General features: G+C 68.9%; 17 protein-coding genes. 7 read left to right on the forward strand and 10 right to left on the reverse strand.

The window, feature by feature from the left end; genetic code table 11:
- Positions 1-10 precede the first annotated feature (10 nt).
- The 5 genes from AC1RVW_RS07955 to AC1RVW_RS07975 are packed head-to-tail and all read right to left on the reverse strand — an operon-like array spanning position 11 to position 6,129.
- Positions 11-925 carry a DUF6999 family protein gene (locus AC1RVW_RS07955; RefSeq protein WP_106934305.1) on the reverse strand — a complete coding sequence of 305 codons (915 nt, stop codon included), beginning with the start codon at positions 923-925 and terminating at the stop codon, positions 11-13.
- Positions 906-2,834, reverse strand: coding sequence for an iron-containing redox enzyme family protein (locus tag AC1RVW_RS07960; RefSeq protein WP_493199147.1), 1,929 nt, complete (start codon positions 2,832-2,834; stop codon positions 906-908). The genes AC1RVW_RS07955 and AC1RVW_RS07960 overlap by 20 nt, the downstream gene beginning before the upstream one ends.
- Before the next feature lie 3 nt (positions 2,835-2,837).
- Complete coding sequence (locus tag AC1RVW_RS07965; protein WP_493199149.1) at positions 2,838-3,791, reverse strand: fatty acid desaturase family protein; 954 nt, start codon at positions 3,789-3,791, stop codon at positions 2,838-2,840.
- Positions 3,772-4,545 carry a sterol desaturase family protein gene (locus AC1RVW_RS07970; RefSeq protein WP_493199151.1) on the reverse strand — a complete coding sequence of 258 codons (774 nt, stop codon included), beginning with the start codon at positions 4,543-4,545 and terminating at the stop codon, positions 3,772-3,774. Before AC1RVW_RS07970 ends, AC1RVW_RS07965 begins: the two co-directional genes overlap by 20 nt.
- 9 nt (positions 4,546-4,554) lie before the next feature.
- On the reverse strand, positions 4,555-6,129 hold the full coding sequence (locus AC1RVW_RS07975) for a phospholipase D family protein (protein ID WP_493199153.1): 1,575 nt from the start codon (positions 6,127-6,129) through the stop codon (positions 4,555-4,557).
- 129 nt (positions 6,130-6,258) lie between these two features.
- On the opposite strand from AC1RVW_RS07975, the gene AC1RVW_RS07980 reads away from it, so the two are divergent.
- Together AC1RVW_RS07980 and AC1RVW_RS07985 are read left to right on the forward strand one after the other, a co-directional pair.
- On the forward strand, positions 6,259-6,816 hold the full coding sequence (locus tag AC1RVW_RS07980; protein ID WP_081266282.1) for a peroxiredoxin: 558 nt from the start codon (positions 6,259-6,261) through the stop codon (positions 6,814-6,816).
- Between the two features lie 55 nt (positions 6,817-6,871).
- Positions 6,872-8,305 (forward strand): aldehyde dehydrogenase family protein, encoded by a 1,434-nt coding sequence (locus tag AC1RVW_RS07985; RefSeq protein WP_106934300.1) that lies wholly within the window; start codon positions 6,872-6,874, stop codon positions 8,303-8,305.
- Between the two features lie 12 nt (positions 8,306-8,317).
- Here AC1RVW_RS07985 and AC1RVW_RS07990 read toward each other — a convergent pair whose 3' ends face one another.
- Complete coding sequence (locus AC1RVW_RS07990; protein WP_081266280.1) at positions 8,318-9,238, reverse strand: ZIP family metal transporter; 921 nt, start codon at positions 9,236-9,238, stop codon at positions 8,318-8,320.
- A gap of 11 nt (positions 9,239-9,249) precedes the next feature.
- The gene (locus AC1RVW_RS07995; protein ID WP_493199156.1) at positions 9,250-9,885 is read right to left on the reverse strand and encodes a superoxide dismutase; all 636 of its coding nucleotides are present in this window, start codon (positions 9,883-9,885) and stop codon (positions 9,250-9,252) included.
- Between the two features lie 196 nt (positions 9,886-10,081).
- Here AC1RVW_RS07995 and AC1RVW_RS08000 point away from each other — a divergent pair, with 196 nt between their 5' ends.
- The 4 genes from AC1RVW_RS08000 (at position 10,082) to moeA (ending at position 13,992) form a co-directional block, all read left to right on the forward strand.
- Entirely contained in the window at positions 10,082-10,783 is a 702-nt protein-coding gene (locus tag AC1RVW_RS08000) for a hypothetical protein (RefSeq protein ID WP_493199158.1), read from the forward strand.
- 89 nt (positions 10,784-10,872) lie between these two features.
- A complete protein-coding gene (moaA, locus tag AC1RVW_RS08005) occupies positions 10,873-12,021 on the forward strand; it encodes a GTP 3',8-cyclase MoaA (protein WP_493199160.1) in 1,149 nt (382 codons plus the stop codon).
- Complete coding sequence (gene mobA / locus AC1RVW_RS08010; RefSeq protein ID WP_493199162.1) at positions 12,018-12,677, forward strand: molybdenum cofactor guanylyltransferase MobA; 660 nt, start codon at positions 12,018-12,020, stop codon at positions 12,675-12,677. The genes moaA and mobA overlap by 4 nt, the downstream gene beginning before the upstream one ends.
- A 4-nt stretch (positions 12,678-12,681) precedes the next feature.
- Entirely contained in the window at positions 12,682-13,992 is a 1,311-nt protein-coding gene (gene moeA / locus AC1RVW_RS08015) for a molybdopterin molybdotransferase MoeA (protein ID WP_493199164.1), read from the forward strand.
- A 15-nt stretch (positions 13,993-14,007) separates the two neighbouring features.
- Here the strand turns inward: moeA and AC1RVW_RS08020 are convergent, their stop codons facing one another.
- The 3 genes from AC1RVW_RS08020 to AC1RVW_RS08030 are packed head-to-tail and all read right to left on the reverse strand — an operon-like array spanning position 14,008 to position 15,784.
- Entirely contained in the window at positions 14,008-14,499 is a 492-nt protein-coding gene (locus AC1RVW_RS08020) for a GAF domain-containing protein (protein WP_285410829.1), read from the reverse strand.
- A 29-nt stretch (positions 14,500-14,528) separates the two neighbouring features.
- Complete coding sequence (gene rnhA, locus AC1RVW_RS08025) at positions 14,529-14,978, reverse strand: ribonuclease HI (protein ID WP_081266376.1); 450 nt, start codon at positions 14,976-14,978, stop codon at positions 14,529-14,531.
- Positions 14,979-15,013: 35 nt separating this feature from the next.
- A complete protein-coding gene (locus AC1RVW_RS08030; protein WP_253819751.1) occupies positions 15,014-15,784 on the reverse strand; it encodes a class I SAM-dependent methyltransferase in 771 nt (256 codons plus the stop codon).
- Between AC1RVW_RS08030 and AC1RVW_RS08035 the strand changes: the two genes are divergently transcribed.
- A partial coding sequence (locus AC1RVW_RS08035; protein ID WP_493199168.1) for an MBL fold metallo-hydrolase occupies positions 15,783-16,156 on the forward strand: 374 nt, incomplete at its 3' end. The two genes, AC1RVW_RS08030 and AC1RVW_RS08035, sit on opposite strands and share 2 nt — an antisense overlap.

Consider the following 16,156-nt stretch of genomic DNA (forward strand, 5'->3'; position numbering starts at 1 on the left):
CAGCATACGCCTATGCAAGTGGCTGGTCGTACAGGGATGTCTCCCCTTCCCCCGCCTGCTGCGCCGCCTGCATGCGCTGGAGCAGGCTGTGCAGCATTTCGGTCGAAAGCCCGTGGATCACCAGCCGGTGCCCGGCCCGCAGGGTCGACAGGGGCACCAGGGGATGCTTGTTGTTGACCAGGATCAGGTGTTCCGGTGCGGCGAGGATGGTCGCGGTGTAGATGCCGATGGTTTCGTCCAGTTGCAAGGAATTGGCCGCGCGCCAGAAATCGTTGTCCGTCAGCATCAGCTGGTAGAGCGGCGTGAACAGCTCGATGGCGCTTTGCAGGTCGAGGAAATTGAGCCTGCCCTGCGGCATGTCCTCCAGCCGCAGGGGCGGCTCCTTGATCATCGAGAAATCGACCTTATCCGCCTTGCACAGCGTCAGCCCCCTGTCGCGCAGCGCCGTGTTCAGCCGGATCACGAAGTTGAAGAGGTTCAGGTCGTGCTTGAGGAACATCTCGTCCTTCAGCGCGTCGATGTCGGCCGGCTCCAGCGGGTTGGTGGCCACGGGCGCCGGCGAATTGCGCCCGATGAAGGCCAGCACCTGCGAGCCCAGGTGGAAGTGCCGCAATATCAGCCAGTTGGCCTCTGGCGAGACAAAGCGCTTCAGCCCCCAGGCCAGGAAGCGGTGCAGCAGCATCGAGTGCGACCAGTTGCGCGGCACGAACACTTTCACGATCTGGATCAGGATGATCGTCAGCCGCGCAATCGGCCGCAGGAACGGCAGCAGGTATTGCCGCGAGCCGGAGCTCGAATCGGCCAGCCATGCCTCCTTCACGTTGTCGGGCAGCGGCGTGCTCTGGTCGAGGTAGAGCGCCAGCCAGGGGCTGGGGTCGCGCTCGTCGTGCGCCTGGGTCAGGAAATCAGGCGTTCTGCTGGGCATCTGTCATTCGCTCCGTGATGTGCTGGAACTGCATCAGGTACAGCGCGGCCGTGTGGCGCGCGGTGTCGGTGATCTGGCGGGCGGCGCGGGCCTGCCCCTCGACGGCCATGACCATCTCGACGGCGGTGAGCCAGCGGCCCAGGTGGTGCTCGTCGTTGTGGCCGTGGTACTCGAGGAAGCGGAAGGCGTCGGGCGGCAGCTTCAGGCTGGCCTTGAGCAGCGGCAGCAGCGCCGGCACGATGCGCTGGCCCGTGCCCTCGATGATGTAGATCGCCCCCAGCAGGCCGATCGGGTCGCGCGTGGCCGCAAGGCCGTGCAGGTAGGCATTGAGCGCCTCGCCGCCGGGGTTGCGGCGCAACTCGTCGATCGATTCGACCGTGCCACCGGCCTTGCGGTAGTCGCTGAACAGGATGTTGAAGTCGTTCTGCTCCTCGCCCGCGTGCACGCCGATCAGCGAGGCCAGCACCTGGTAGGGCTCGCTGAGCGATGCCGCGCCTTCGCGCATCCACAGGCTGCCTTCGCGCACCTGCGGCACCCACTGCTCCATCCAGTTGAGGTAGTCGGGCACGGCGAAGCGGCGTTCGCGGATCTGGCGCACCAGCGGCGTGCGCCACACGCGCGAGCGGTAGTCGTGCCATATGGCGGCCAGTTCGGTCAGCAGCGCGCCGAGGCCTTCGGGCGCGGCGGCCGGGTCGTGCGGCGGGGCGATGACGAGGTCGTCGTCGGGCACCACGGCCACGCGGGGCGCGGACGCCACGGGCGCGGCATCGGCCGCTTCCACTTCGAGCAGCATGTACGCCGCCATGAAGCGCCCCGACTCGGGCACGTAGCAGAAGATCTGCTCGCCGGGCTTCAGCGCCCTGGTATGCAGGAACTCGGCCAGCATCACGAGGATCGACGCCGCCCCGGTGTTGCCGCGCCACGCGAGGTTGCTCCACCAGCGCTCGCGCGGAATCGACAGGTCGGCCTTGGCCATCAGGTCTTCGACCACCGGGATGAATTTTTCCGACGAGTAGTGGCACAGGAAGTGGTCGACCCGCTTCGGATCGACCCAGCCGTCTCGCACCAGCCTCGCGTATTCGTGGATGCCGATGTCGAACAGGTGCGGCAGCAGGCGGATGTCCTGCCTCAGCGAGAGCGCGCCCGCGGCTTCGGCCTCGGCCCAGGAGCCGAAGTCGAGGTGGCCTCGTCCGTGCTCATCGCGGTTTTCGGTCAGGCCCAGCTGCATGCAGACCGGGTAGTCGCCCGAGAAGGCGCGCTGGTGCACCCACTTCAGCCGCAGCCTGAGCCCCGGCGAGCCCGCCAGCGCGGGCGAGCCGTCGGACAGCAGCAGCGCGCCCGCGCCGTCGGACAGCATCCAGCGCAGGAAGTGCGAGTCGAAGTCGATCTCGTAGCCGCGCGCGGCAAAGCGCGAGCGCTTGAACAGGCGCGACGGCATCTCGCTGGCCACCGCCAACGCCGAGCGGTGCGCGCCCAGCTCGATGCCCTGCGCCGCCGCCTGGATCGCCGAAACGCCCGCCGCGCAGATGCCGTGCACCGAATGCGTCTCCATCGGCTGCGCCGCCAGTTCGCCCTGGATCATGTTGGCGAAGCCCGGCATCAGCGTGTCCCCGCCAGAGGAGCCGCTGGCCAGCATCGACACCCGCGACAGCTCGGCCCCGCCGCGCCGCAGGCAGTCGCGGATGGCGCCGGCCGCCAGTTGCGCGTTGGTCTGCTGCGTCACGCCTTCCGCGTCAATGGCGTAGTGCCGCGTGAGGATGCCGTTCTCGGCCAGGATGCGCCGCTTGATGCGCTCCGACATGCGGTTGAGCGGCGCGATGTACGCGTCCATGCGGTCATTGGGAATGGGTTCGCCCGGCATGAAGTAGCCGGCGCTCTCTAGATACACGCGTTGGAATGAAACAGGCATGGTTCAGTGGGTTGGGGAATCGGGAGGCATCAGCGAGCGGCTGCGAAAACGCGGCCACACGGCCCCCAGCACGAAAACGCGCGCCATGTACGGCACCAGCCCGCCCTCGTTGAGCGCCGGATCGACCTGCGCGCGGTAGCGCGTGCGATGCAGATGCGTGAGCTCGGACCAATGGGCATGCGGGTTCTCGTGGTGTGCGGTGTGCAGGCCGATGTTGAACAGCAATGGGTTTACCAGCCCCTCGAAATTGCGGGCGTAGTTCAGCCGGCTACCCGGGGTATCGCCCGGCGCTCCCTTGGCCACACCGTTGGGCGCCGGCTTGCGGCCGTCGGCGTGCGCATGCTGCAGGTAGTTGGTCGCCAGCAGCCAGTGCAGCCCATGCAGCTGCGGCACGATCACGAAGAGCAGCGCCTTGCGCCAGTCGAAAGCCAGCAGCACCGCCCAGCTGACCAGCCACAGCGCGTACTGCGCCATGCAGTAGCGCCACGCGCCGCGCCGGTGCCGCCGCAGCCGCGCGAGCCAGCCGAAGAACACCGGCATCAGCACCCAAACCGCCTGGAACGGATGCAGCAGGTAGCCCCACAGGTGGTTGGTGTCGCCGCCGAAACGGTAGGTGCGCGCCACGTCCTTCGGCCCATGCCGATGGCGATGGTGGTTGGCCACGTGCGCGGGCCAGAACACGAAGGTCGGGTGCCCCTGCAGCAGCGTGATCCAGAAGTCGGTCAGCCGGTTCAGGCGCCGCACGCGCCACATGCGCAGGTGCACGTGGTTGTGGTGGATGACGCCGACGCCGAGCGTGAGGAACAGCATCAGCCCATACATCACGGCGTTGAAGCCGTGCACCCATTGCCATGCCGCCAGTGCGGGCAGCACAACCAGATAGGCCAGGCTCTGCCAGTCCCGCCAGTGGCGCAGCCTCGGCAGCCGGGGTCGCGCGTCAGGCGGTGGTCGCGCCATGCTTCTTGTGGAAGGCCCGGAACAGCGGTTCGGCGGCGTCCGCGGCAATGCGCGTGCGGAAGAGCCTGTCCATGAAGGTGAACTGGAAGCCGTAGTTGCCGTTGTGCACGGCATGGTGCAGATGATGCCGCCGGCTCGCCGCGAACCAGTGGCTGTAAGACACGCCGGTGAAGAAGTCGTAGTTCGAATGCCCGACGCAGTTGAAGAACAGGCTGAACACCGGCACCGCCGCGAGCGACCAGAAGCTGAAGTCGTGCAGCACCATCGGCAGCAGGATCACGTTGCCCAGCATCAGCGCCTCGATCGGGTGGAAGCTGTAGGTGGCCCATGGCGTGGTCACGAACGACCGGTGATGCGGCCCGTGAAAGCGCCGCAGCCAGCGCGTGTGCAGCAGGCGGTGGTTGACCCAGAAATGCACGTCGTTCCAGACCGCGAGCACGAGAATCTCGAGCGTGATCTGCAGCCAGCCCGCATCGCCGTCGAGCCGCGCCCAGCCCAGCTGCAGCAAGCCCCAAGGGAACACCATCCCCAGCCCGAAGATCAGCACCGACACGCCCGACTGCCCCAGCTCGCGCCGCAGCTGCCCCGGCTGCAGCGGCCGCGGATCGAGCGGCCGCCCGATGCCCAGCGCGGGCAGCAGGCGCTTCGTCAGCAGCCAGGTCAGCCCACCGAAGCCGAGATAGATCCCGCCAAAGAAAAGCAGGCCCCACAGCATGACCTGCGGGGCCGACAACGAAGTGAAAGTCTGCGCCATCCCCCGAGGCTACAACAGCATCTCGGGGACCACCGGCGCGATGAGCATGTTGTAGAAGCGCTGGAAGAAGCTCGACTCCGGCTCCGAGGTCAGGATCATTTCCTTCTCGCCGTCGTTGGTCAGCCACTGCAGCGTGCCGGTGCCCTTGGCCAGCCGCAGCCGGTAGGAGTTCTGCAGCTTGCTGATGTTGATGACCCGCAGCATCTCGCGCGCGAGCTGCGGGCTGTCGACCACCAGCCCCATCTCGGTGTTCTGGCTGGCAGAGCGCGGGTCGAGGTTCATGGAGCCGATGAAGATGCGCGTCTTGTCGATGGCCGCCGTCTTGGCATGCAGCCGCCCGAGCGACTTGCCGAACATGCCGAAGCGCTCGCCCGCGCTGGTGCGCTGCGGGCTCAGCTCGTACAGGTCGGCGCCCGCTTGCAGCAGCCGTTCGCGGTAGCGCGCGTAGCCCGTGTGCACCAGCGGCTCGTCGTTGGCGGCCAGCGAGTTGGTGACGAGCGTGAGCTTGACCTTGCGCTGGGTCAGTTCCTGGAACGCGGCCATGCCGCGCTCGCCGGGCACGAGGTACGGCGAGGTCAGGTCGACCTCGGTCCTGGCGTCGAGCATCAGGGCCCAGACCTGCATGGTCACGCTGGTGGCGATGGCTTCGTCGGCCGTCATGGTCGCTGGCTTGCCGGGCGGATCGGCAATGGCGCGGGCCTCGCCCCACAGCAGGCCCATGCGCCCGCCGTCCAGCTCTTCGGCGATGGGGCCGTAGCCCAGGATGTCCGACGGCGGCAGCACGATCTTCGGCGGCGGCGCGGCCATGTCCACCCACTCGTCGAAATCGGCGGTGCCCGGCTTGCGGCCGCTCTCGCCCGCCACGATGTCGGCAATGGGCCAGACCTGCACGCTGTTCCAGTAGGCGTCGAAGATCGATTCGAGCTGCGGCACCACCTTGCCGACGACCAGCGCGTCCATGTCGATGAAGTTCTGCGCCTCGTTCAGCACGAAATATTCTTCGGCGATGTTGCGCCCGCCCACCACCGCCATCGCGCCGTCGGCAATGAAGAGCTTGTTGTGCATGCGGTGGTTGAGCCGCCCGATCTCGAACGGCGACGCCGCGAATCGCGACAGGAAGCCGTTGCGCCCGCAGCAGAACGGGTTGAACAGCCGCACCTCGACGTTCGGCGTCTCGGACAGCGCGAGCAGCAGTTGCTGGCTCTTGACGGTGTAGAGGTCGTCCACCAGCACCCGCACCTTCACGCCGCGCGCCGCCGCTTCGCGCAGGGTGCGCAGCAGCAGGCGGCCCACGGCGTCGTTCTCGAGCTGGTAGTACTGCACCACCAGCGAGCGCTGGGCCCGCTGGGCGAGCTGGATGCGGGCGTCGAGCGAGTACACGCCCAGCGGCATCAGCCGGAAGCCCGAATGCTCCCCGGGCGGCGTGGAGGCGGCCACGATCTTCGCGAGCGAGGTGGTCGGATCCGCGGCGGCGGAATTCTCGGCGGGCCGCTCGCGCGCCACCGGCAGCGAGCCGCAGGCGCCGAGCGCCGCGACCAGCAGGCCGGCAAGCGCGATGCGCAAAGGTAGAAGCCAGGCGTTCATGAAAAGTGCTTCCGTTGCTTCATTGGTCCAGGTGTCCGTGTCTTGTTCCGTACGCCTGCCGTGGGGTGACGGTTTCAGGCGCCGCCCCTGGAGCCTAGAATTCCGGCCACACAGCTGCGGAGTTGCATCATGGCCCGAACGAACCTCTCACGCATCGCCTTGACGGCTGTTTTTGCGATGCTTTCGCATCCCGCCTGGGCCGCGCTCGACATCGGCGACCCGGCGCCCCGCTTCACCGCCGACGCCGCGCTGGGCGGCAAGACCTTCCGCTATTCGCTGGCCGACGCGCTGGCCAAGGGCCCGGTAGTGGTGTATTTCTTCCCGGCGGCCGACTCGAACGACTGCTCCATCGAGGCCCACGCCTTCGCCGAAGCCATCGACAAGTTCGCCGCGCTGGGCGCCACCGTCATCGGCGTGTCGGCGGACGACATCGGCACCCTGTCGAAGTTCTCGGTCAAGTCGTGCCAGAGCCGGTTTCCGGTGGCGTCCGACGAGTCGAAGACCGTGATCCAGGGCTTCGACGCCCTCATGCAGACCAAGCCCGACTTCGCCAACCGGCTTTCCTACGTGATCGCACCGGACGGCAAGGTGGCCTACTACTACCAGAACCTGAACCCGGACAAGCACGTGGAGCGCATGCTGAACGCCGTGCGCGCCCTGCCCCGGGCCAGCGCCGCCGCCAGGTAGGGCCGGCGGCCGGGGCGCCCACGCTTCTTGCGCGCTTCGCGCAAAATCCAGCCCCATGCAGCTCAACTACATCGCCAACGCGGACGTTCCGTCCTCCTCCGGCCGCACCCTGCCGGTCATCGACCCCTCCGACGGCCAGGCCTTCGACGAAATCCAGCGCAGCAACGCCGCCGACATCGACTCGGCCGTGCGCGCCGCGCGCGACTGCTTCGAGGGCGTGTGGCACAAGGTCAGCGCCGCCGACCGCGGCCGCCTGCTCTACAAGCTGTCGCAGAAGATCGCCGAGCACGTCGACGAACTCGCGCTCATCGAGCAGCGCGACTGCGGAAAGCCCGTCAAGCAGGCCAGGGCCGACGCGGTGGCGCTGGTGCGCTACTTCGAGTTCTACGCCGGCGCCTGCGACAAGCTGCACGGCGAAACCATCCCCTACCAGGACGGCTACAGCGTCTTCACCTGGCGCGAACCGCACGGCGTCACCGGCCACATCATTCCCTGGAACTACCCGATGCAGATCTTCGGGCGCAGCGTGGGCGGCGCCCTGGCGGCGGGCAACGTGTGCGTGGTCAAGCCGGCGGAAGACGCCTGCCTCTCGCTGATCCGGGTGGCACAGCTGGCGGCCGAGGTCGGCTTCCCGGCCGGTGCGCTGAACATCGTGACCGGCTACGGCCACGAGGTGGGCGACGCGCTGGCGCGGCACGAAGGCATCGACCACATCAGCTTCACCGGCAGCCCGAAGATCGGCACGCTGATCCAGCAGGTGGCGGCCGAGCGGCACTGCCCGGTCACGCTGGAGCTGGGCGGCAAGAGCCCGCAGATCGTGTTCGCCGATGCCGACCTGGACGCGGTCATTCCCGTGGTCATCAACGCCATCGTGCAGAACGCCGGGCAGACCTGCTCGGCCGGCTCGCGCGTGCTGATCCAGCGCGACATCTACGAGCCGCTGCTCGAACGCCTGGGCCACGCCTTCGAGGCGCTGCGCGTGGGCCCCGCCGCCATGGACCTCGACGTCGGCCCGCTGATCCGCCAGACGCAGCAGCAGCGCGTGTGGGATTTCCTGAGCGATGCACAACATGCCGGCATCCCGATGGTGGCGCAGGGCATCGTGGTCGAGGAAGCGCCCGAGACCGGCTTCTACCAGGCCCCGACCCTGCTGCGCGACGTGCCCGTGGACCATCGCCTGGCGCAGGAAGAAGTGTTCGGCCCGGTGCTGGCGGCCATGCAATTCGCCGATGAGGACGAGGCCGTGGCGCTTGCCAACGCCACGCAGTTCGGCCTGGTGGCCGGCGTGTGGACGGCCGACGGCTCGCGCCAGTTCCGCATGGCCAGGCGCGTGCGCAGCGGCCAGGTGTTCATCAACAACTACGGCGCGGGCGGCGGTGTCGAGCTGCCCTTCGGCGGCGTGAAGTCTTCCGGCTACGGCCGCGAAAAGGGCTTCGAGGCGCTGTACGGTTTCACCACGCTGAAGACCGTGGCCGTCAAGCACGGCTGAGCGGCTGCGGCGCTACCCCAGCGCCGTGTCGAGCAGCATCATCAGCACGAAGCCGACCATCAGCCCGCTGGTGGCAAAGGCCTCGTGGCCCTTGCGGTGGGATTCGGGAATGATCTCGTGGCTGATCACGAACAGCATCGCGCCCGCCGCGAAGCCCAGCCCCCAGGGCAGCAGCATCGCCGAATGGCCGACCACCGCCGCGCCCAGCACGGCGCCTAGCGGCTCGACCAGCCCTGAAGCCATGCCGATCAGCACCGCGAAGACCCGGCTGTAGCCGGCCGCCAGCAGCGCCACGGCCACGACCAGCCCCTCGGGCACGTCCTGGATCGCGATGCCGGTGGCCAGCGCATCCGCCCGCAGCCCGTTGTTGGCCGCATAGCCGACGCCGATGGCCAGCCCCTCCGGCACGTTGTGCAGCGCGATCGCGAACACGAAGAGCCATGTGCGCCGCAGCTGCCGCGCCGTCTGGCCTTCGCGGCCCTTGATGAAGTGCTCGTGCGGCAGCACGCGGTCCATCAGCATCAGCGCGGCGCCGCCGAGCAGGATGGCCGAGCCGATCACGCCGCCCGCCGCCCAGCTGCCGCCGCCGAAAACGCCCACGTTCCTGGCCGCCTCCAGGCCGGGAATGATCAACGAGAAGGCGCTGGCGGCCAGCATCACGCCGGCACCGAAGCCGAACAGCGTGTCCTGCAGCCGCTCGGGCAGCTTCTGCGAGAACAGCACCGGCAGCGTGCCGAGCGCCGTGGCCAGCGCCGCGACCGACCCGCCGAGCAATGCGTTCCACACCATCGGGTCGCCGCGCACGAATGTCCAGAACCGCGACAGCCCCACCAGCGCGCCGGCGGCGACGATGGCAAGGCCGATCCACTCGCGCGTCGGGCGGGCGGGCCTGGCCCGCGTACCCGCCACCGCCACCTGCCGGGGGTCGTTCATGGCCGCGCGCCTCAGCCGCCGGTTGCGGCGGCGTGGCGCCGGGCCACCTCGGCCCAGTTCACCACGTTGTAGAAGGCCGTGATGTATTCGGGGCGGCGGTTCTGGTACTTGAGGTAGTACGCGTGCTCCCACACGTCCAGCCCCAGGATCGGCGTGTTGCAGGAGCCGATGCCGCGCATCAGCGGGCTGTCCTGGTTGCCGCTGCTTTCCACGGCAAGCCTGCCGCCGGGGCCTGCCGTCAGCCATGCCCAGCCGCTGCCGAAGCGCGTGAGCGCGGCCTTGGTGAAGGCGTCCTTGAAGGCGTCGAAGCCGCCCAGGTCGGCGTCGATGGCCTTGGCCAGCGCTCCCGCGGGTGCGCCTCCGCCGCCCTGGCCCACGGGCGCCATCACGGTCCAGAACAGGCTGTGGTTGGCGTGGCCGCCGCCGTTGTTGCGCACCGGGGCGCGCAGCGGCTCGGGCAGTTGCTCGACGCCGGCGATGAGTTCTTCGACCGGCGTTCCCTCGTGCGGCGTGTCTTTCAACGCGGCATTGAGGTTGTTCACATAGGTCTGGTGGTGCTTGCCGTGGTGGATTTCCATCGTCTGCGCATCGATGTGAGGCTCGAGCGCATCGAAGGCATAGGGCAAGGCTGGGAGGGTGTACGGCACGGTCGGGAGGCTCCTTGGTTGGAAGAGCCCTTTGCGTCGTCGACGTGCTGCGTATTCAGGCGCTCAAATGATAGGAATTCTCATTGGCTCCGTCAAGACATCTCATCGGCGATGGCGAAAACCGGCCAGCGCCGGAAAACTTCCGGCAACGATCGATACACTGCCCCGCGGCACGTTTCCCCGGGAGATTCCAACGATGAAATTCAAGAACACCCTGCCCTTCGCACTGGCGCTTGCCTTGCTGCTCGGCGCCGGCCCGGCCTCGGCGCAGGTCTCCACGCCGCCGGCCGGCGACTACATCTACGAGGGCGGCAGCGGCGCCCTCCGCGTCAAGGCCGACGGGCGCTTCGACATCACCACCATCGGCGCCAACGCGCACACCTGCGCGCTCGACGGCACCATCGTGCGCGGCAAGGCCAAGCTGGCCGACAGCGGCTGCGTGGTCAGCTTCGCGGTCAACGCCGACAAGGTGGCGGTCTCGACCAACGGCGACGAGCAATGCCGCGACAACTGCGGCATGCGCGCCACCTTCGAAGGCACCTACACCCGCCCCACCCCTGCCTGCACCGACAAGGCGGTGGCCAGCTCCCGCAAGAGCTTCAAGCGCCAATACGACGCGAAGGACTATTCGACCGCCCTGGCCACCCTGTCGCCGGTGCTTTCGGAGTGCGAGAAGACGCTCGACTGGATCACCAAGGACTGGATACGCAACGACATCGCGCTGACGCAGTTCAAGCTCAATGACCGCGCGGCCTGCCTCAAGACGCTGCAGCCGCTGGCCGAGGACGCCGCCCGCACCGACGACGGCATCAAGGAAAACTATCCGCCCGCCGACGCCGAGATCTTCCTGCCCGTGGTGCGCGCCGCCCGCACGAACCTGAAGCTCTGCAGGGGATAACCCCCGGGCGCACCGCGGCGGGCGCAAGTAGCCTGCAGCCAATGGGCCCATGGGCGATGGCGCAAAATCGGGCCCTCCCCCTACCCCACATGAAGCACAGCAGCAGCACTGTCATCCCGATCTCCGCGGTCGGCCGCGCGCATCCCGCCGTGGCCGTGCCGGAAATCGCCGTACCCGCCACCGGCCAGTTGCTGGACCGGCTGGGCCGGCCGTTGACGGACCTGCGCATCAGCGTGACCGACCGCTGCAACTTCCGCTGCAGCTACTGCATGCCGAAGGACGTGTTCGACAAGGACTACCAGTACCTTCCCCACAGCGCGCTGCTGAGCTTCGAGGAAATGACCCGGCTGGCACGCCTGTTCGCGAGCCACGGCGTGCGCAAGATCCGCCTGACCGGCGGCGAGCCCCTGCTGCGCAAGAACATCGAGGGCCTGATCGCGCAGCTTGCCGAGATCCGCACGCCCGCCGGCGAGCCGCTGGCGCTGACGCTCACCACCAACGGCTCGCTGCTGCGGCGCAAGGCCGCCGCGCTCCAGAGCGCCGGCCTGCAGCGCGTGACCGTGAGCCTCGACAGCCTGGACGACGCCGTGTTCCGCCACATGAACGACGTCGACTTTCCGGTGGCCGACGTGCTGGCCGGCATCGACGCGGCGCTGGCCGCCGGTATGGGCCCGATCAAGGTCAACATGGTGGTCAAGCGCGGCACCAACGAGCAGGAGATATTGCCGATGGCGCGCTACTTCCGCGAGCAGCACGGCGGCAAGGTGGTGCTGCGCTTCATCGAATACATGGACGTGGGCGCCACCAACGGCTGGCGCATGGACGAGGTGCTGCCCTCGGCCGAGGTCATTGCGCACATACACGCCGAGTTCCCGCTGGTGCCGCTGCAGGCCAGCGCGCCCGGCGAGACCGCGCAGCGCTGGGCCTATGCCGACGGCGGCGGCGAGATCGGCGTCATCAGCAGCGTCACCCAGGCCTTCTGCCACGACTGCAGCCGCGCGCGCCTTTCCACCGAGGGCAAGCTCTACCTGTGCCTGTTCGCCAGCGCCGGCCACGACCTGCGCCCCCTGCTGCGCGGCACCGCCAGCGACGAAGACATCGCCTCCGCCATCGGCCACATCTGGCAGGGCCGAGCCGACCGCTATTCCGAGCTGCGCGCCCTGCGCACCACCGACGCCGAAGACGCTGCCGGCGACAAGGCCCCCCGCCGCGTCGAGATGAGCTACATCGGCGGATGACGCAGGCGCCCGCCATGCCCGCGCACGCCATCGCGCCAGCCGACATCACCGGGCTGCTGCTGGCCGGCGGCCTCGGCTCGCGCATGGGCGGCATCGACAAGGGGCTGCAGCCGTTCAACGGCGAGCCGCTGGCGCTGCATGCCATACGCCGGCTGCGTCCGCAGGTCGGCACACTGATGCTCAATGCCAACCGCAACCTGCAGGAGTACGAGGCCTTCGGCGCGCCGGTGCATGCCGACGTCCTGGCCGGCTACCCCGGCCCGCTCGCGGGCTTCCTGACCGGGCTTGCGCACTGCCGCACGCCCTGGCTCCTGACCGTGCCCTGCGACACCCCGCTGTTCCCGCCGGACCTGGCCGCGCGGCTGGCCGAAGCGGCCGCCACAGGCGACGCGGAGATCGCTATGCCCGTCGCGCCCGAAGCCTCCGGAACCGGAGACGCCGCCCCCGTGCTACGCCCGCAGCCGGTCTTCTGCCTGCTGCGCGCAGACCTGCTGGAAAGCCTGCGGCGCTACACCGAAGCCGGCGGCCGCAAGGTCCAGGCCTGGACCGCGCAGCACCGCACCGTGCGCGTACCCTTCGACCGGCCGGGCGACGCGCCCGACGCCTTCTTCAACGCCAACACCCTTGCCGAACTGCACGCACTCGAAAATCGATGAGCCCATGAGTCGCATCGCAGACATCGCCTCCACCCTTTCGGGCTACGACGCCGCCGACCTGAGCGTCGAGGCCGTCCATGCCTTTCTCTCGCAGCTGACGGCCAAGGCCATCGTCACGCAGCGCGAAAGCGTCTCGCTGTTCGACGCCCTGGGCCGCGTGCTGGCCGAAGACATCGTCTCGCCCATCAGCGTGCCGCCGCACGACAACTCCGCGATGGACGGCTACGCCTTCGACGGCGCGGTGCTGCCCGCCGATGCGCCCATCGACGCCTCCGTCACGCTGCGCGTGGCCGGCACCGTGCTGGCCGGGGCGGCCTGGCGGGGCGAGCTGGCAGCCGGCGACGCGGTGCGCATCATGACCGGCGCGATGATGCCGGCGGGGCTGGACACCGTGGTTCCGCAGGAGTTCTGCAAGGTCGAAGGCGACAAGGTGAGCTTTCCCGCGCGCGTGCTGCGCCGCGGCGCCAACCGCCGCCTTGCCGGCGAAGACCTCATGCAGGGCCAGCCCGCGCTGCGCAAGGGCGAGCGCCTGTCGCCCGCCGCGCTGGGCATGGTCGCCAGCCTGGGCCTGCCGGGCGTGCCTGCGCTGCGCAGGCTGCGCGTGGCGTATTTTTCGACCGGCGACGAGATCCTGAGCCTGGGCGACGCACCGCGCGAAGGCGCCGTGTACGACAGCAACCGCTACACCGTGTTCGGCCTGCTCAGCCGGCTGGGCTGCGACATCGTCGACCTGGGCCTGGTGCGCGACGATCCGGCCACGCTCGCCGCGGCATTGCAACGCGCCGCGCGCGAGGCCGACGCCATCGTCAGCAGTGGCGGCGTGAGCGCGGGCGTGGCCGACCACACGCGCGACGTGATGCAGAAGCTGGGCGACATGGCCTTCTGGCGCGTCGCGATGCGCCCCGGCCGCCCGCTGGCCGTGGGCCTGATCCCGCGTGAAAGCTCGCCGGGGCCGGCCGTGCTTTTCGGCCTGCCGGGCAATCCGGTGGCGGTGATGGTCACGTTCCTTGCCTTCGTGCGCCCGGCCCTGCTGCGCATGATGGGCTGCCACGAAGCCGCGTCGGCACCGCCTCCGCTGCTGCGCGCGCGCACCACGGCGCCCCTTCGCAAGAAGCCGGGCCGCACCGAGTACCAGCGGGGTTTCGTCAGGATGGTGCCCGGCGCGTTGCCCGAAGTCAGCGTTGCGGGCAACCAGGGCTCGGGGGTGCTGAGCTCGATGGTCGAGGCCAACGGACTCGTGGTGCTGCACCACGGCCAGGGCAGCGTCGCGGCGGGCGACGAGGTCGACGTGATGATGTTCGACGGCGTGATCTAGCCGCCTTTCGGCAATCTACGCCGAGCCGCCCTGCTCGCGGGCACGCTCTTCGAGCTTGGTCACCACCTGCTGCGCCAGGAAGCGCAGCTGCTCCAGCAGCTCCGGGTCCAGCGTGCGCGGGCGGGTGTCGATCACGCAGACCGTTCCCAGCGCTTCGCCGTTGCTCATGACGAGCGGGGCGCCGGCATAGAAGCGGATGTTGGGGTCGCCCGTGACCAGCGGATTGGCCTTGAAGCGCTCGTCCTCGAGCGCGTCGCCGACCACCATGACCTCCGCCGGGGCGGCGATGGCATGCGCGCAGAACGCATGTTCCCGGGGCGTTTCGGATGCCTTGAGGCCGACACGCGACTTGAACCACTGCCGCCGCTCGTCGATCAGCGAAATGAGCGCGATGGGCGTGCCGCACAACTGGGCGGCCAGACGCGTGATCTCGTCGTAGGCGGCCTCCTCGCTGGTGTCGAGGATGGCCACGCGGTGCAGTTCCGCCAAGCGTGAAGATTCAGTCATGCGCCCATTATCGGGGGTTGCGCCGCGGTTCAGAGTCGCCCCAGCGCCTTGTCCACGCCCTTGTTGGCCAGCATGTCGGCGCGCTCGTTGCCGGGGTCGCCCGAGTGGCCCTTGACCCAGCGCCATTCGATCTGGTGGCCGCCCTCGGTCACCAGCTTGTCCAGCCGCTGCCAGAGCTCGACGTTCTTCACGGGCTGCTTGCTGGCCGTGACCCAGCCCTTGGCCTTCCAGCCACGGATCCACTCGGTGATGCCCTTTCGCACGTACTGGCTGTCGAGGTACAGCAGCACCTTGCACGGCCGCTTGAGCGCGGCCAGGCCTTCGATGACGGCGGTCAGCTCCATGCGGTTGTTGGTGGTGTCGAGTTCACCGCCGAACAGGTCTTTTTCGGTGGCACCCGACTTGAGCCATGCGCCCCAGCCCCCGGGGCCGGGGTTGCCCTTGCAGGCACCATCGGTATAGATCACGACTTCGGTCAAACTGGCTTTTCCTTCTTCATTCGATTCGTTCATTTTCAATTCTTGTCGGGCTCGCCGCGATGCACCTTGCCCGCGATGGGCACGGGCGCCTTGGCCCGCGCGCCGGCGCGGCGCCAGTCGGCGCTCAGCAGGCGCATGCCGCGCACCCGCTTCACCGCCACCAGGAAGTAGGCTGCGCCGAAGATGGGCCACCAGCGCTCGCCGGCCGCGTCCATCCAGCGCGAACGCTCCAGCCAGGCCTCGCTGCGCACGGCCGGCCGATAAATGCCGAAGCGGCCCGATTCCACCTCGAAGCTCAGCAGCCGCAGCCAGTCGCGCATGCGCCAGTAGCCGATGAACTCGCCGCCCTCGGGCAGGTAAAGATCGCCAAGCCCCAAGCGCCGGTAAATGTGCGCGCGGCGCTGCCGCATGCCCCAGAGGCTGGCCGGGTTGAGCCCGCAGATCACCACCCGGCCCTCGGGCACCAGCACCCGCTCGACCTCGCGCAGCGTGGCGTGCGGGTCGGGGCTGAGTTCCAGGGCATGCGGCAGCACGACGAGATCGAGGCTGTTGGCCGCGAAAGGCAGGGCCGCGAAGTCGGTCAGCAACGCGGCCTTGCCGCGCCGGGCCGGGTCGTCCAGCGCGAGCCAGCGGTGCGGCATGCGGTTGGTGCGAAGGCCGTCGACCTCCGCCGCGCCCAGCTGCAGCGCGTGATAGCCGAAGACATCGGCCACCGCCTGATCGAACTGGGCCTGCTCCCAGGCCAGAAGGTAGCGCCCCGGGGGGGTCGCGAACCAATCCTGCAAACCTATAATTTGACCGCTCATGACCCTCGTTCCGCTGCCCGCCTTCGCCGACAACTACATCTGGATGCTGCACGACGGGTCCCACGCCATCGTGGTGGATCCGGGCGACGCCCAACCGGTGTTCGACGCGCTGGCGCGCCACAAGCTGCAGCTGGCCGCGATTCTAGTCACGCACCACCATGCCGATCACACCGGCGGCGTGGGGGCGTTGCACGCCGCCACCGGCGCCCGGGTGTGGGGCCCCGCTCGCGAGCGCATCCCCGAACCGTACACGCCGCTGGTGCAGGGCGACGTGGCCGACGCACTGGGCCTGCGCTTCGAGGTCATCGACGTACCGGGCCACACGGCCGGGCACATCGCCTACTTCCTGCCGGGGGGGGGGGGGGGGCGGGG

The sequence above is a fragment of the Variovorax sp. MPBD4-3 genome, from assembly GCF_058809745.1.

Bases quoted from the DNA above. Each gene is read 5' to 3' on its own strand.
- AC1RVW_RS07955 (WP_106934305.1), bottom strand. From the start codon at position 925: ATGCCCAGCAGAACGCCTGATTTCCTGACCCAGGCGCACGACGAGCGC.
- AC1RVW_RS07960 (WP_493199147.1), bottom strand. From the start codon at position 2,834: ATGCCTGTTTCATTCCAACGCGTGTATCTAGAGAGCGCCGGCTACTTC.
- AC1RVW_RS07965 (WP_493199149.1), bottom strand. From the start codon at position 3,791: ATGGCGCGACCACCGCCTGACGCGCGACCCCGGCTGCCGAGGCTGCGC.
- AC1RVW_RS07970 (WP_493199151.1), bottom strand. From the start codon at position 4,545: ATGGCGCAGACTTTCACTTCGTTGTCGGCCCCGCAGGTCATGCTGTGG.
- AC1RVW_RS07975 (WP_493199153.1), bottom strand. From the start codon at position 6,129: ATGAACGCCTGGCTTCTACCTTTGCGCATCGCGCTTGCCGGCCTGCTG.
- AC1RVW_RS07980 (WP_081266282.1), top strand. From the start codon at position 6,259: ATGGCCCGAACGAACCTCTCACGCATCGCCTTGACGGCTGTTTTTGCG.
- AC1RVW_RS07985 (WP_106934300.1), top strand. From the start codon at position 6,872: ATGCAGCTCAACTACATCGCCAACGCGGACGTTCCGTCCTCCTCCGGC.
- AC1RVW_RS07990 (WP_081266280.1), bottom strand. From the start codon at position 9,238: ATGAACGACCCCCGGCAGGTGGCGGTGGCGGGTACGCGGGCCAGGCCC.
- AC1RVW_RS08000 (WP_493199158.1), top strand. From the start codon at position 10,082: ATGAAATTCAAGAACACCCTGCCCTTCGCACTGGCGCTTGCCTTGCTG.
- moaA (WP_493199160.1), top strand. From the start codon at position 10,873: ATGAAGCACAGCAGCAGCACTGTCATCCCGATCTCCGCGGTCGGCCGC.
- mobA (WP_493199162.1), top strand. From the start codon at position 12,018: ATGACGCAGGCGCCCGCCATGCCCGCGCACGCCATCGCGCCAGCCGAC.
- moeA (WP_493199164.1), top strand. From the start codon at position 12,682: ATGAGTCGCATCGCAGACATCGCCTCCACCCTTTCGGGCTACGACGCC.
- AC1RVW_RS08020 (WP_285410829.1), bottom strand. From the start codon at position 14,499: ATGACTGAATCTTCACGCTTGGCGGAACTGCACCGCGTGGCCATCCTC.
- AC1RVW_RS08030 (WP_253819751.1), bottom strand. From the start codon at position 15,784: ATGAGCGGTCAAATTATAGGTTTGCAGGATTGGTTCGCGACCCCCCCG.